Consider the following 14386-nt stretch of genomic DNA (forward strand, 5'->3'; position numbering starts at 1 on the left):
GGTCCCGCTCAGTAGGCGCCGGAGCCCCGGAAGACGGCCGACCAGGTCTTCCACATGATCTGCAGGTCCATGGCGAGCGTCCAGTTGTCGACATAGCGCAGGTCGAGGCGGACCGACTCCTCCCACGACAGGTCGGAGCGGCCGCTCACCTGCCACAGGCCCGTCAGCCCCGGCTTCACCACCAGCCGCCGGTACACGTCGCCGCCGTACTGGGCGACCTCCTCCGGCAGCGGCGGACGCGGGCCGACCAGCGACATCTCGCCGCGCGCCACGTTGAACAGCTGCGGCAGCTCGTCCAGCGAGTAGCGGCGCAGCCAGCGGCCCACCCGGGTGATCCGCGGATCCTCGCGGATCTTGAACAGCACACCGTCGTTCTCGTTGGCCGCCATCAGCTCGACCTTGCGGGACTCGGCGTCGGCCACCATCGTGCGGAACTTCAGCACGGTGAACTCCCGGCCGCCGCGCCCCACCCGGACCTGCCGGAACATCACCGGGCCCGCGCTCGTCACCTTGATCAGGAACGCGACGATCAGCATCAGCGGGCTCAGCAGCACCAGCCCGCCGAGCGCCGCCGTGCGGTCGAACAGGCCCTTGAACACCTTGCGGCCGCCGTCCAGCTCCGGATGCTCCACATGCAGCAGCGGCAGCCCCGCCACCGGGCGGATCGAGATCCGCGGGCCGGTCACGTCCATCAGCGCGGGCGCCACCACCAGCTCGATGTCGTCGCGCTCGATCTGCCACGCCAGCCGGCGCAGCGCCACCCCGTCCATCTCCGGGCAGGCCAGCACCGCCACCGAGTCCGCGCCGATCCGCTCGGCGACCGACGCCGCCTGCGCGAAGTCGCCCAGCACCGGGACGCCCTCGACCTCGGCGACCGCGTCGTCGCCCGCCGCCAGCGCCGGCGGCAGGCACACCGCCGCGATGTCCATGCCGTGGTAGCGCTTCTTGCGCAGCAGCCGGATCAGGTCGGACACCGACGTCCGGTGCCCCACCGCGACCACGCGCCGCATGCACTGGCCGTTCCAGCGCTTCTTGTGCAGCCACTTGCGCAGCCGGTACCGCGCGAGGAGGGCGAGGAACGTGCCGAGCGGCAGCGCCATCACCACGTACCCGCGCGCCACCTCGGTCTTCGTCGCGTACGCCAGGATCGCGACCGTCGCCGTCAGGATGAACCCGGCCCGGATCACCCGGTGGAACTCCTCGTACCCGACCCCGATGTAGCGCGGCTGGTAGGCCCGGCACAGCATCAGCGTCGGCAGCCACACGACGGGCAGGACGACGGTCAGCGCCACGTACGGCGCGTTCAGCTCGGTCGGCACGCCCGGAAAGCGGAGCACGAACGCGATCACACCGGCCATCAGCATGCTGAGGACGTCGAGCCACTTCGCGACCCGGCGGTACCGCCCGCTCCAGTTCGGCGACTGCGCACGCCTCTGCTCATGGCGGGTCGATGACGCGGCCTGGACCTTGTCAACGACGGCCATAGAACACTCACCAATCCCCTGTAACGCGCGCCCCGACAGCACGGTCCACACCGAAGACGGCTATACGTCGCCCGAGGTTCACATGCAACTCGAACCTCACTGGAAGCAGCATCTTACGGGGTACATTGCCCTGGTCACGGGCGGAACGTCCACTCAGCCCCGGCATCGCCACCAAACCGGCCGGAAGCCGAGCAAAAAGAACACCACAGCGGCATGATCGACCGCTGTCCAGCCCCCATCGTGGCCGGATCCGGTCAACCCGCGTGGAACACGTTCTGCGCCGCGGCGAGCCCGTCCAGCATCAGCGCCTCCACCGCGTCCGCCGCCCGGTCCACCTCCAGGGCCAGGTCCCTGCGCTCCGCCGCGGAGAAGTCCTTCAGCACGAACGCCGCCGCGTCCATCCGCCCCGGCGGCCGGCCCACCCCGAACCGCACCCGCGGGTACTCCCTCGACCCCAGCGACTTCGTCACCGACCGCAGGCCGTTGTGACCGTTGTCACCGCCGCCCCGCTTCAGCCGCACCGCGCCGAACGGGATGTCCAGCTCGTCATGGACGACGACCAGCCGCTCCACCGGCACCTTGTAGAAGTCGCACAGGCCCTTCACCGGCCCGCCCGACTCGTTCATGAACGACCGCGGCTTCGCCAGCACCGCCCGCGTCCCCGCGAGCCGGCCCTCCAGCACGTCCGCGCGCGACCGGTGCGACTTGAACCGGCCGCCGGCCCGCGCCGCCAGCACGTCCAGCACCATGAACCCCGCGTTGTGCCGGTTCCCCGCATACGAGGGGCCCGGATTGCCCAGCCCCACCACCAGCCAGAGATCCGCGCTCACCCGAACTCCTCACGCACGAACGTCCTCCTCCGGCATGCACGAACGTCCTCCATGCACGGACGCTCTCCAGGCATGGACACGGCCCCCGCCGGTGCGCACGCACCCGCGGGGGCCATGAGAGAACCATGCGGCGCGACGCCGCCCGCCCTACTCGGCGGCGGCCTCGCCCTCGCCCTCGGCGGCGGCGCCCTCGCCCTCCGCGGTCTCGGCGGCCTCCGGCTCCGTCGCCGCCGTAGCGTCGAGGATCTGCAGGATCAGCGTGTCCTCGTCCGCCGCGAGCGTCGTCCCCGACGGCAGCTTCAGGTCCTTCGCCAGCACCTGCGAGTCGACCTCCAGGCCGGCGATGTCCAGGTCGACCGACTCCGGAATGTTGGTCGCCTCCGTCTCCACGGAGATCTCCACCACCGTCTGCGCCACCTGGCCGCCCGGGACCACGTCGCCGATGATGTTGACCGGCAGGTCGACGACGACCTTCTCGCCGCGCTTCACCAGCAGCAGGTCGACGTGCTCCAGGAAACCCTTGATCGGGTCGCGCTGCACGTCCTTCGGCAGCGCCAGCTCCGAACCGTTGCCGAGACCATCGATGGTCAGCAGCACGTTCGGGGTCTTGAGCGCCAGCATCAGGGCGTGCCCCGGCAGCGAGATGTGCTGCGGGTCGGTGCCGTGACCGTAGAGGACGGCGGGCACCTTGCCGGCCCGGCGGGTGCGCCGCGCGGCACCCTTACCGAACTCGGTGCGCGGCTCGGCGGCAATGCGTACCTCGGACACGGCGAAAACTCCCTGCTTGTTGCGATCCACGGCCGTCCGGCGTCGGACGTCCGCTACGGACAGTGGCGATCCACGCACGCCGACTAAGGGCGGGCGCCTCAAAGATTCGTTGCGTCCCCCGAGGAGTGCGGCCCCTGTGCCGGCACCGCACTGAACGACCCGGAGGCATGCGCGATTCAAAGAGTCTAGCCGATCGCCGCGCCGCGAAATGCCAGAGCCCGCCGAGACCCCCGCCACCCCGGCAGGTCTAGCTGTGGCCGCCGAAGAGGCTCGTCACCGAACCGTCGCTGAACACCTCGTTGATCGCACGGGCGAGCAGCGGCGCGATCGGCAGCACGGTCAGCTTGTCGAACCGCTTGTCCTCCGGGATCGGCAGCGTGTTCGTCAGCACCACCTCGGAGATCCGCGAGTTCTTCAGCCGGTCGACCGCCGGGCCCGACAGCACGCCGTGCGTCGCCGCGACCACGACCTTCGCCGCGCCCTGCTCGAACAGCGCCTCCGCCGCCTTCACGATCGTCCCGCCGGTGTCGATCATGTCGTCGACCACCACGCAGGTGCGGCCCTTGACCTCGCCGACGACGTCGAAGACCTTCACCTCGTTCGCCACGTCCGGGTCGCGCTTCTTGTGGATGATCGCCATCGGCACGCCGCCCAGCCGGTCCGACCAGCGCTCGGTCACCCGCACCCGGCCCGCGTCCGGCGCGACCACCGTCACCTGCGAGGTGTCCAGCCGGCTCTCGAAGTGCCGGGCCAGCAGGTCCAGCGCGAACAGGTGGTCCACCGGGCCGTCGAAGAACCCCTGTATCTGCGCCGTGTGCAGATCGACCGTGATCAGCCGGTCCGCGCCCGCCGTCTTGAACAGGTCCGCCATCAGCCGCGCCGAGATCGGCTCGCGGCCGCGGTGCTTCTTGTCCTGCCGGGCGTACCCGAAGAACGGCGCCACCACGGTGATCCGCTTGGCGGACGCGCGCTTCAGCGCGTCCACCATGATCAGCTGCTCCATGATCCACTGGTTGATGGGAGCCGTGTGGCTCTGGATCACGAACGCGTCCGAACCGCGCACCGACTCAAGGAACCGCACGAATGTCTCACCGTTGGCGAAGTCGTACGCCGACGTCGGAGTCAACTCGATGTGGAGGTTGTCGGCGACTTCCTTGGCCAGGTCCGGGTGGGCTCGGCCGGTGAAGAGCATCAGCTTCTTCTGACCGCTCGCTTTGATCCCACTCACCTCTGACAACTCCCCCTCAATGGAACGTGCCTTACCCGTGGGGTGTCGTCCCCACTCCCCCGCGCACCACAAGAACCGGGCGCACGGGATGCTCTGTTGTCGCCGGAGGACGCCGCTGTCCTCCGCGTCCCCGCCCGGCGGCGGGGCAGTCCGCACCGGGCCGCGCTAGGGCGCGACCTCGTCCTCGCCCTTCGCCCGCCGGGCCGCGTCGTCCTTCGCCCGCCGGGCCGCGTCGGCCGCCGGCGTGCCCGGACGCCTGCGCTCCACCCAGCCCTCGACGTTGCGCTGCCGCGCCCGCGCGACCGCCATCGCCCCAGGCGGGACGTCCTGGACGATCACCGACCCGGCCGCGGTGTAGGCGCCGTCGCCCACCGTCACCGGAGCGACGATCATGTTGTCGCTGCCCACCTTCACGTGCGACCCGATGACGCTGCGGTGCTTGTCCACACCGTCGTAGTTCACGAACACCGAACTCGCGCCGATGTTGGAGCCCGCGCCGATCTCGGCGTCGCCCACGTAGGTCAGGTGCGGCACCTTCGTGCCCTCGCCGATGTCGGCGTTCTTGGTCTCGACGTACGTTCCGACCTTGGCCTTCCGTGCCAGCCTGGTCCCCGGCCGCAGATAGGCGTAGGGCCCGACCGAGGCCTCGGCCCCGATCTCCGCCGCCACGCACACGGCGTTGATCACCGAGGCGCCCTCGCCGACCGTCGTGTCGGTCAGCGTGCACCCCGGCCCGACCCGCGCCCCCTCGGCCAGATGCGTCTTCCCGTGCAGCTGCGTGCCCGGGTGGATCTCGGCGTCCTGCTCGGCGGTCACATCGGCGTCGATCCACGTGGACGCGGGATCGACGATCGTCACCCCGGCCCGCATGTGCGCCTCGAGGATCCGGTCGTTCAGCTGCCTGCGCGCCTGCGCGAGCTGGACCTTGTCGTTCACGCCCTGGGTCTCGACCCAGTCGGCGACCAGGTGCGCACCGGCCCGGTGGCCGTCCTCGCGCACGATCGCCACCACGTCGGTGAGGTACTCCTCGCCGCCGGCGTTGTCGGTGGTCACCCGCTTCAGGGCGTCCGCCAGCAGGGCGCCGTCGAACGCGTACATGCCGACGTTGATCTCGCTGATCGCCCGCTGCGCGTCCGTCGCGTCCTTGTGCTCGACGATCGCCTCGACGCTGCCGTCCGCGGCCCGGACCATCCGCCCGTACCCGGTGGCGTCCGGCATCTCGGTGGTCAGCACGGTGGCGGCGTTGCCCTCGCCCTCGTGGACCCGCACGAGTTCCCGCAGCGTCTCGCCCCGCAGCAGCGGGTGGTCGCCGTTGGTGACGACCACGGTCCCCTCCAGGGCCCCGGTCTCCTCCAGCGCCATGCGGACCGCGTGCCCGGTCCCGCCCTGGTGCTCCTGGACGACGGCCTCGGCATCGGGCGCGTGCGCGCCGAGATGCTCGACGACCTGCTCGCGCCGGTGCCCGACGACGACGACGAGCCGCTCGGGCTCCAGCCGCCGCGCGGCGGCCAGCACATGCCCCAGCATGCTGCGCCCGCACAACTCGTGCAGGACCTTCGACTTGCGGGACTTCATCCGGGTGCCCTCGCCCGCGGCGAGAACGATGACGGCGGCCGGTCGGCTCGCAGCACTCACAAGGAGGCTCCTCGGCATCGCGGACGGGATCGGTCTAGGACGCGCCCACCTGCGAGATCACACCACGACAGGCCGGAACGCACCCAACACGGGCAGGATACCGCCCGCTCCCCACCTGTCACCCCGTCCCCCACCCCGCCCACCCGGCAGGGGACCTCCCGGACAGCTCCGGCGCAAGGACTCGAACCTTGTCTAAGGGCACCAAAAACCCTTGTGCTGCCAATTACACCACGCCGGATCAAAGCGGACGATTCGGGCAATGACCCGAGCCGACCGGCCTCAACGATACCGACACCCGCGCGGGGAGACCCACCCGATTCCGGGTGTCGCGAGCGCCCGCGCTCACCCCGGGACGATCTCCAGCCACGCGGGGAGCGGCTCGCGCGCCTCCAGCCACGGTTCCGGGATCGCGGGGCGGCCCAGGTGAGCCGCCACGATGCCGCCGACCATGGCGGACGTCGTGTCCATATCGCCGCCCACCATTACGCAGGCTCGGACGGCGGCCTCATAGTCGCCCAGGCGGGTGGACGCCGCCCACAGGACATAGGGGACGGTGTCCTGGGCGGAGATGCGGCTGCCGTTGCCCAGTTCCCAGGCCGCTTCTCGCGGGGCCCTGCCGAGGAGGCGACGGGCGCGCTCCAGGCCGCGGCGGACGTATTCGCCCGTTGTGATCAGGTCGAGAGCCGCCTCGATCACGGACTCGGGGGCCACCTCGGCGCGGCCGCTCACGTAGGCGGCGGCCACGGCCACCGCCACGGCACCGGCGATGCCCTCCGGGTTGGCGTGGGTCACCTCGGCGGAGAGGGCCGCCCCGGATCCGCTCCAGGAGCTCGAACGCGCCGGCGCCGTACCCGCGGCGGAGGTCCATGCGGTCCGCGAAGGCCGCGGCCAGTGCGTCCTGGTTGATTTGTCGGAATTGGTTTAGAACGTCCATTACGGAGCAGGCCATCTCCGTGTCGTCCGACCACGCCCAGGGCGCGGGCGGTACCCCCGTTTCGGCGGAGACGTGCCGGTTGGCGAGCAGGAAGAACTGGTCGCCGAACGCGTCCCCGACCGACAGGCCGGCGAGGGAGCAGCCGGCGCGGGTCAGGCGTTCGCGGTGAGGGAGGGGCACTTCGGCATTGTCTCGCGGGTGGTGGGACGGTGGAGGGGTTTGTGGCTGGAGGGGCAGTTTCTCACCGAATTTACCGTTCGGCTCTGTCCAACTTACGGTGGCGTAGGTTACGTTGGCGTAGGTAAGGCTCCCCTAGTCACAGGAAGTGGTGACGCATGGCAACGGCTCCAACCGTGGATACTCCTCCTCGACGGCAACCGCGGGCCGAGATCAATCCGGACGCGCGCGGCAACGCCGAACGGGTGCTCATCGCGCTGTTCACCGGCGTGCCGTTCCTGGCGCTGTTCGCGGTGGTCCCGCTGGCCTGGGGCCGGTTCCTCGGCTGGACGGACGTCGTGCTCACGGCGGTGTTCTACCTGCTGTCCGCGGGTGGCATCACGGTCGGGTACCACCGGTACTTCACGCACGGGTCGTTCAAGGCCAAGCGGGGCCTGAAGATCTTCATGGCGCTGGCCGGGAGCATGGCGATCGAGGGGCCGGTGATCACGTGGGTCGCCGACCACCGGAGGCACCACAAGCACTCGGACAAGGAGTTCGACCCGCACTCGCCGTGGCGGTTCGGCGACGACTGGAAGGCGCTGGCGAAGGGGCTGGTGTGGGCGCACTACGGCTGGCTGTTCGACGCCAACCGGACGTCCAAGCAGCGGTTCGCCAAGGACCTGCTGAACGACCGTGACATCCGCCGCATCCATCTGGCGTTCCCCGGGCTGGTGGCGGTGTCGTTCCTGCTGCCGGCGGTGATCGGCGGGCTGGTGACGATGTCGTGGATGGGCTTCCTCACCGCGCTGTTCTGGGCGGGCTTCGTCCGGATCACGCTGGTGCACCACGTGACGTGGTCGATCAACTCGATCTGCCACACCTTCGGCAGCGAGGACTTCGAGGTGCGCGACAAGTCCCGGAACGTGTGGTGGCTGGCGATCCCGTCGCTCGGCGAGTCGTGGCACAACCTGCACCATTCGGACCCGACCTGCGCGCGGCACGGGGTGCTGAAGGGGCAGGTCGACATCAGCGCCCGGATCATCCAGGGCTTCGAGAAGGCGGGCTGGGCCTACGACGTCCGGTGGCCGAACAGCGACAGGCTGGCCGCGAAGCGCACGAAGCAGGCGGTTTGACCGCCACAATTGATCCCGTGACAGAACCCGCTCCCAGACCGCGCAGAAAGCGGATGACCGGCAAGGAACGCCGCGAGCAGCTCCTCGACATCGGCCGCTCCCTGTTCGCCGAGCGCGGCCTGGACGGCACGTCGGTGGAGGAGATCGCCTCGGCGGCCGGCGTGTCGAAGCCCGTGGTGTACGAGCACTTCGGCGGCAAGGAGGGCCTCTACGCGGTCGTCGTCGACCGCGAGTTCGAGCGCCTGCTGAAGCTGGTCACCGACGCGCTGAACTCGGCGATCCACTACCGCGGGAAGCTGGAGAAGGCCGCGCTGGCGCTGCTGGAGTACATCGAGGGGCATCCGGACGGGTTCCGGATCCTCGTCCGCGACTCGCACGGCGGGACGGGCACCGGCAGCTACGCCAGCCTGCTCAGCGAGATAGCGGGCGAGGTCGAGTACGTCCTCGCGCAGGAGTTCGACCGGCACGACTACGACGACAAGTTCGCGCCGATGTACGCGCAGATGCTGGTCGGCATGGTCGCGATGACGGGCCAGTGGTGGCTGGACGTCCGCAAGCCGCGCCGGGAGGAGGTCGCCGCGCACGTGGTGAACCTCGCCTGGAACGGCCTGGCGGCGCTGGAGCCGAAGCCGTCGCTGGATCCGCGGCGGCGCCGCAAGGAGCAGGAGCGCCGGGAGCGGGCGGCGGAGAAGGCCGCGGCGAAGGCGGAGAAGGCCGAGGAGAAGGCGGCGGCGCGGGCGGAGCGGGAGCGGCGCCGGACGCGCCGCGAGCTGGACGGCATCGCCGACCCGTCGACGTGACGACCGGTGGCCGCCGGAGTTCGTCCGGGCGGCCACCGGCCAGGGGTCGCCGGGCTCGGGTCGCGAGTCCGGGAGTTGCGGACGCCGCCCTCCCGTCCGAAGTCGGCACACCGCAGGGGAACGAGTCGCCTCCCACGGCGGACGGGCGGCATCCCGTCTAGGTGGTGTTCCGGGTGGCGATCACGAAGATCCGCCTGAAGGGGAACACGGTGCCGTGCGGGGCGGCGGGGTAGGCCCGGCGGAGCCGGTCCCGGTAGTCGGTGAGGAATTCGGCGGTCTCGCCGGTGTCGAGCGCGGACAGGACGGGCCGCAGCGCGGTGCCCTTGACCCATTCGAGGACGGGGTCGTCGCCGTGCAGGACCTGCGCGTAGGTGGTCTCCCAGGCGTCGACGGCGCAGCCGTGCCGGGCGAGGAGGTCGAGGTAGCCGGCCGGGTCGAGGACGGGCGCGTCCCGCTGGAGGTGGCCGAGCCTGGCGCGCCACCGGTCGGAGCGGCAGAGTTCGCGCAGCAGGACGTGGCTGGGCGCGCCGAAGTTGCCGGGGACCTGGAAGGCGAGGCGGCCGCCGGGTGCGAGGGCGTCCGCCCACCGGAGCAGCAGGCCGGAGTGCTCGGGGACCCACTGCAGGACGGCGTTGGAGACGATGAGGTCGACGGGCCCGTCGGGCTTCCAGGCGGTGACGTCTCCGACGCGGAAGGCGAGCCGTCCGGGGATCTCGTGCTCGCGGGCCTCGGCGATCATCTGCGGTGAGCTGTCGAGGGCCTCGATGACGGCGCCGGGCCAGCGGGCGGCGAGGGTGGCGGTGAGTTCGCCGCTGCCGCAGCCGAGGTCGGCGACGCGGGCGGGTTCGGCGCCGCGGAGGTGCACGCCGACGCGCGCGACGAGCTCGGCGAAGGGCCGCGCGCGTTCGCCCCCGAAGAGCGCGTACTGCGCGGGGTCCCACTCGGCCAGCTTTTCTCTCGACATCAAGACACAGCATGCCCGGCTCTTATCTTGATGTCAAGAATCCTGCGGCGTGTCGCGGGAACCGCCGGGGGACCTAGGCCCGATGGCCGATGCGCCGCGGCCCCGGGCGTTCCTAGGCTCGCCGTCATGACCGCGCATGGATGGGCCCTGGTGCTCGGGCCGGGCGGACCGGTGGGAACGGCATGGCTGCTCGGCCTCGCGGCCGGGTTGCGGGAGGCGGGCGTGGACCCGGCCGGCGCGGATGTGGTCGCCGGCACGTCGGCGGGCGCGATCGCGGGCGCGGCGATCCTGGCGGGACGCGACCTCGCCGAGTTGGCGGAGCTGCCGCCGCGCGGCGGGCCCCGCCCGCCGGCGGACCTGTCGGTGATGGCGCGCGCGTTCGAGATCGGCGCCGATCCCGGCCTCTCCCCGGACGAGGTGCGGCGCCGCATCGGGCGGCTCGCGCTGGAGGCGGCGGCGCTCCCGGAGGAGCGGCACCGCGCGAGCATGCGCTTCCTGGTGGGGACGGACGCGTGGCCGACCGGCCGGCTGCTCATCACCGGCGTGGACGTCGCGGCGGGCGAACCGGTCGTGTGGGACGCGGCGAGCGGCGTCCCGCTGTCGGCGGCGGTCGCGGCGAGCAGCGCGGCGCCGGGGTTCGCCGAGCCGGTGACGATCGGCGGCCGCCGCTACATGGACGGCGCGTTCGGCGGCCGGTCCGCCCCGGAGCTGGCGGAGGGCGCCGGAACGGTCGTCGTGGTCGAGCCGCTCGCGCACATGTCGGACGGCGCGGGGGTCGATGTCCGGATCGTCCCGGATGAGCGGGCGCTGGAGGCGTTCGGCGGCAACGTGGGCGACATGTCGCGCTGGACGCCGGTCTACCGGGAGGGACACCGGCAGGCCCCGGCGGCGGCGAGGCTCCTCACCGCGGCCCTGCCCTCGACCATCAGCCCGCCTCGGTCGGGGCGTGTGTCTTGATGTCGAGACAGGTAGGCTGGCGGGATGCGCGATGAGGTCGACAGGCTGGTCGAGGCGTGGAACACCGAACGTCCGGACCTGGACGTGCGGCCGCTGCAGGTCCTCAGCCGCGTGTCCCGGCTGGCCCGGCACCTGGACCGCGCCCGCCGCGCGGTGTTCGTGGCGCACGATCTGGAGTCGTGGGAGTTCGACGTGCTCACCGCGCTGCGCCGGGCGGGCGCGCCCTACCAGCTGAGCCCGGGGCGGCTGCTGCGCGCGACGCTGGTGACGTCCGGCACGATGACGAACCGCATCGACCGGCTCGCGGCGGCCGGCCTGGTCGAGCGCCACCCGGACCCGCAGGACAAGCGCGGCGTCCAGGTCCGCCTCACCGAGGCGGGCCTGACGCGCGTCGACGCCGCGTTCGCCGACCTGCTCGAACGGGAGCAGGGGATCCTGGAGGGCCTCAGCCCCGAGCAGGGGGCGGTCCTGGCCGACCTGCTCCGCACCCTGCTCATCCCGTTCGACCGGGACTAGGCGAGCGCGGCCTCCAGCGCGGCGGCCAGCCCGCAGAGCCGCTCCTCTCCCCCGGCCGGGCCGATGAGCTGGACGGACGCCGGCAGGTGCGAGCCCGGCAGCGGCACGGGCAGCGCGAACGCGGGCAGCCCGGCGACGTTGACCTGGCCGGTGAGCGTGGTCAGCAGGAGGTCGGATTCGTCCGCCTCGCCGGGTTCGGGGGCGACGCAGGTCAGCACGGGCAGGGCGATCGCGGCGTGCCGGGCGAGGATCGCGTCCAGTTCGGCCCTGAGCGACTTCTGGAAGCGGAGGGCCCAGTCGAGCATCCCGGCCTCCGCCACGTCCCGCATCTGCTGGATGCGGCGGTGGATGCGTCCGCTCAGCTTGTCGGGGTCGTCGAGCAGGTGGCCGTTCTGCGCCCAGCCCTCGACGCTGACGATGACGCCGTTGACCGTGGCCGCCTCCTCGTACTGCGCGGACGTGACCTCGCCGAACGGCCCGAGGCGCCGCAGCGCGTCGTCCACGGCGGCGTCGATCGCCGGGTCGACGCCGGGCACCCGGAGCCGCGCGATCGGCAGGGCGGCGTCGTACGGGACGGGCGTGAACCCGGGCTCGATCAGGTCCATGCCGAGGACGACGGCGGCGACGTCGCGTCCCATCGGGCCGACGACGTCCAGGGTCGGCGACAGCGGGTACACGCCCTCCAGGGAGACGCGCCCGGCGGTGGTCTTCAGCCCGGCGATGCCGCAGCACGCGGCGGGGATGCGGATCGACCCGGACGTGTCGGTGCCGAACGCGACATCGGCCTCGCCGGTGGCGACGGCGACGGCGGATCCGCTGGACGATCCGCCCGGCACCCGGGACGGGTCGAGCGGGTTCACCGGCGTGCCGGACCACGGGTTGACGCCGTCGGCGGCCATGCACAGCTCGTTCAGGTTGGCCTTGCCGGCGATGCGGGCGCCCCGCGCGCGGGCGGAGGCGACGACGGGCGCGTCCGCGGCGGCGGGCTCGGCGCGCTCGGCGATGGCCGCGCAGCCCGCCGTGGTGGGCAGGCCGGCCACGTCGACGGCGTCCTTGACGGCGAGCCGCGGGCCGTCGCCCGGCGCGTCCGTCTTGATGATCCAAGTCGTCATTGGGGGATCATGCCCGGCGCGGACCGGATACTCCAGCCGCCGTCCTGTCAGCCGAGATCCTCGGCGAGCATCAGCCATTCCTCCTCGACGGCGGCGGCCTCGGCCTGGATCTCCCGCAGCCGGGCGTCCAGTTCCTGCAGCTTGGCGTAGTCGGTGGCGTGCGCGGCGAGCTGCGCGTGGAGCTCGGTCTCCTGCCCGGCGAGCTTCTCCAGGCGGCGTTCGAGCCGGTCGAGCTCCTTGCGGGCCTTCCAGTCCTGCCCGCCGGCCTTGGCCTTCGGCGGTGCCGCCGGCCGCTCCGCGGGCCGCGCGGCGGCGGGCGCCGCGCCCGGCTTCGGCGCGGTGCCGGCGGCGCGCCGTTCGAGGTACTCGTCGACGCCGCCCGGCAGCATCGACACGCGGCCGTCGCCGAGGAGCGCCACGACGTGGTCGGTGATGCGCTCCAGGAAGTAGCGGTCGTGGCTGACGACGACGAGGGTGCCCGGCCATCCGTCGAGGAGGTCCTCGACTTCGGTGAGCGTCTCGATGTCGAGGTCGTTGGTGGGCTCGTCCAGGAGCAGGACGTTGGGCTCGCCCATCAGCAGCCGGAGGATCTGGAGGCGGCGGCGCTCCCCGCCGGACAGGTCGCCGACGGGCGTCCACTGCCGGTCCCCGGCGAAGCCGAGCCGTTCGAGGAGCTGGCTCGCCGTCCAGTCGCGCTTGCCGACGGTGATGCGGCGGCGGATCTCCTCGACCGACTCCAGGACGCGCCGGGACGGGTCCAGTTCCTCCAGGTTCTGCGACAGGTGCGCGAGCTGGACGGTCTTGCCCTGCACGACCGTCCCGGACACCGGCTGGACGGCGCCGTCCAGCAGGCGCAGCAGGGTGCTCTTGCCGCTGCCGTTGACGCCGACGAGGCCGACCCGGTCGCCGGGCCCGAGCTGCCAGGTCATCCGCGTGAACAGCTCGCGGCCGCCGAGTTCGACGGTGACGTCCTCGATGTCGTAGACCGTCTTGCCGAGCCGCGCGGTCGCGAACCGGGTCAGCTCGACCGAGTCGCGGAGCGGCGGCTCGTCGGCGATGAGCGCCTGCGCGGCGTCGACCCGGAACTTGGGCTTGGACGTGCGGGCCTGCGGGCCGCGGCGCAGCCACGCCAGTTCCTTGCGGAGCAGGTTCTGCCGCTTGGCCTCGGTGGCGGCGGCGATCCGGGACCGCTCGGCCTTGGCGAGGACGTAGGCGGAGTAGCCGCCCTCGTAGCGTTCGACGCGGCCGTCGACGACCTCCCACGTCCGGTCGGTGACCTCGTCGAGGAACCAGCGGTCGTGGGTGACGATGAGCAGCGCGACCTTGCGGCCCTTCAGGTGCCGGGCGAGCCAGTCGATCGCCTCGATGTCGAGGTGGTTGGTGGGCTCGTCCAGCATCAGCAGGTCGGACTCGGGGACCAGGAGCCGGGCCAGCGCGACGCGGCGGCGCTCGCCGCCGGACATCCCGGCGAGCGGCGCGTCCAGGTCGAGGTCGGCCAGCAGCCCGGCCAGGATGTCGCGGACGCGGACGTCCCCCGCCCACTCGTGCTCGGCGCGTTCGCCCAGCACCACGGACCGGACGGTGGCGCCCTCCGGGAACGCGTCCCGCTGGGTCAGGTAGCCGAGCCGCAGCCCGCGCGCGTGCGTGACGCGCCCGGCGTCGGGTTCGGTCTCGCGGGCGAGGACGGACACGAGGGTGCTCTTGCCGCCCCCGTTGCGGCCGACGACGCCGACGCGGTCGCCCTCGTCCAGGCCGAGGGACACGGCGTCGAGCAGCGGCTGGGGCCCGTAGGCCTTGGCGACGTTCTCAAGGTTGATCAGATTCACGGCACCGTCAACCCTATTGCCCCCGCCGCACCGCTCGTAC

General features: G+C 72.1%; 12 protein-coding genes, 1 tRNA gene and 1 pseudogene. 4 read left to right on the top strand and 10 right to left on the bottom strand.

All coding sequences use genetic code 11. From position 1 onward, the window contains the following. Positions 1 to 8 precede the first annotated feature (8 nt). The 7 genes and pseudogenes from ABZ806_RS23035 to ABZ806_RS23065 form a co-directional block, all read right to left on the bottom strand. The gene (locus ABZ806_RS23035) at positions 9 to 1484 is read right to left on the bottom strand and encodes a sugar transferase (RefSeq protein WP_500219415.1); all 1476 of its coding nucleotides are present in this window, start codon (positions 1482 to 1484) and stop codon (positions 9 to 11) included. Between the two features lie 254 nt (positions 1485 to 1738). Beyond that, the gene (gene pth / locus ABZ806_RS23040; RefSeq protein ID WP_500219416.1) at positions 1739 to 2314 is read right to left on the bottom strand and encodes an aminoacyl-tRNA hydrolase; all 576 of its coding nucleotides are present in this window, start codon (positions 2312 to 2314) and stop codon (positions 1739 to 1741) included. 147 nt (positions 2315 to 2461) lie between these two features. Continuing rightward, a complete protein-coding gene (locus ABZ806_RS23045) occupies positions 2462 to 3082 on the bottom strand; it encodes a 50S ribosomal protein L25/general stress protein Ctc (RefSeq protein WP_500219417.1) in 621 nt (206 codons plus the stop codon). A gap of 247 nt (positions 3083 to 3329) precedes the next feature. After that, positions 3330 to 4310, bottom strand: a complete 981-nt coding sequence (locus ABZ806_RS23050) for a ribose-phosphate diphosphokinase (RefSeq protein ID WP_500219418.1) — start codon at positions 4308 to 4310, stop codon at positions 3330 to 3332. A gap of 165 nt (positions 4311 to 4475) precedes the next feature. Then, on the bottom strand, positions 4476 to 5945 hold the full coding sequence (glmU, locus tag ABZ806_RS23055) for a bifunctional UDP-N-acetylglucosamine diphosphorylase/glucosamine-1-phosphate N-acetyltransferase GlmU (RefSeq protein WP_500219419.1): 1470 nt from the start codon (positions 5943 to 5945) through the stop codon (positions 4476 to 4478). 166 nt (positions 5946 to 6111) lie between these two features. Next, positions 6112 to 6183 (bottom strand) — tRNA-Gln (locus ABZ806_RS23060). A 104-nt stretch (positions 6184 to 6287) separates the two neighbouring features. Further along, positions 6288 to 7059: pseudogene (locus tag ABZ806_RS23065) on the bottom strand (ADP-ribosylglycohydrolase family protein). Between the two features lie 155 nt (positions 7060 to 7214). Between ABZ806_RS23065 and ABZ806_RS23070 the strand changes: the two are divergent. Both ABZ806_RS23070 and ABZ806_RS23075 read left to right on the top strand, forming a co-directional pair. Next, entirely contained in the window at positions 7215 to 8171 is a 957-nt protein-coding gene (locus ABZ806_RS23070; RefSeq protein WP_500219420.1) for an acyl-CoA desaturase, read from the top strand. 53 nt (positions 8172 to 8224) lie between these two features. After that, positions 8225 to 8971 (top strand): TetR/AcrR family transcriptional regulator, encoded by a 747-nt coding sequence (locus ABZ806_RS23075; RefSeq protein WP_500219421.1) that lies wholly within the window; start codon positions 8225 to 8227, stop codon positions 8969 to 8971. Positions 8972 to 9128: 157 nt separating this feature from the next. On the opposite strand, the gene ABZ806_RS23080 is transcribed toward ABZ806_RS23075, so the two are convergent. Continuing rightward, positions 9129 to 9935, bottom strand: coding sequence for a trans-aconitate 2-methyltransferase (locus ABZ806_RS23080; protein WP_500219422.1), 807 nt, complete (start codon positions 9933 to 9935; stop codon positions 9129 to 9131). Between the two features lie 126 nt (positions 9936 to 10061). Here ABZ806_RS23080 and ABZ806_RS23085 point away from each other — a divergent pair, with 126 nt between their 5' ends. Further along, positions 10062 to 10892 carry a patatin-like phospholipase family protein gene (locus tag ABZ806_RS23085; protein ID WP_500219423.1) on the top strand — a complete coding sequence of 277 codons (831 nt, stop codon included), beginning with the start codon at positions 10062 to 10064 and terminating at the stop codon, positions 10890 to 10892. Between the two features lie 24 nt (positions 10893 to 10916). Beyond that, entirely contained in the window at positions 10917 to 11408 is a 492-nt protein-coding gene (locus tag ABZ806_RS23090; protein ID WP_500219424.1) for a MarR family winged helix-turn-helix transcriptional regulator, read from the top strand. Here ABZ806_RS23090 and ABZ806_RS23095 read toward each other — a convergent pair. Together ABZ806_RS23095 and ABZ806_RS23100 are read right to left on the bottom strand one after the other, a co-directional pair. Next, positions 11405 to 12520, bottom strand: a complete 1116-nt coding sequence (locus tag ABZ806_RS23095; RefSeq protein ID WP_500219425.1) for an amidase — start codon at positions 12518 to 12520, stop codon at positions 11405 to 11407. The two genes, ABZ806_RS23090 and ABZ806_RS23095, sit on opposite strands and share 4 nt — an antisense overlap. Positions 12521 to 12567: 47 nt before the next feature. Continuing rightward, positions 12568 to 14346, bottom strand: coding sequence for an ABC-F family ATP-binding cassette domain-containing protein (locus ABZ806_RS23100; RefSeq protein ID WP_500219426.1), 1779 nt, complete (start codon positions 14344 to 14346; stop codon positions 12568 to 12570). Positions 14347 to 14386 lie beyond the last annotated feature (40 nt).

The organism is Spirillospora sp. NPDC047418 (assembly GCF_040643275.1).
Classification (GTDB): Bacteria; Actinomycetota; Actinomycetes; order Streptosporangiales; family Streptosporangiaceae; genus Spirillospora.

Coding starts and splice junctions, on each gene's coding strand:
- ABZ806_RS23035 (WP_500219415.1), bottom strand. CDS start 1,484: ATGGCCGTCGTTGACAAGGTCCAGGCCGCGTCATCGACCCGCCATGAG.
- ABZ806_RS23070 (WP_500219420.1), top strand. CDS start 7,215: ATGGCAACGGCTCCAACCGTGGATACTCCTCCTCGACGGCAACCGCGG.
- ABZ806_RS23075 (WP_500219421.1), top strand. CDS start 8,225: ATGACCGGCAAGGAACGCCGCGAGCAGCTCCTCGACATCGGCCGCTCC.
- ABZ806_RS23080 (WP_500219422.1), bottom strand. CDS start 9,935: ATGTCGAGAGAAAAGCTGGCCGAGTGGGACCCCGCGCAGTACGCGCTC.
- ABZ806_RS23085 (WP_500219423.1), top strand. CDS start 10,062: ATGACCGCGCATGGATGGGCCCTGGTGCTCGGGCCGGGCGGACCGGTG.
- ABZ806_RS23090 (WP_500219424.1), top strand. CDS start 10,917: ATGCGCGATGAGGTCGACAGGCTGGTCGAGGCGTGGAACACCGAACGT.
- ABZ806_RS23095 (WP_500219425.1), bottom strand. CDS start 12,520: ATGACGACTTGGATCATCAAGACGGACGCGCCGGGCGACGGCCCGCGG.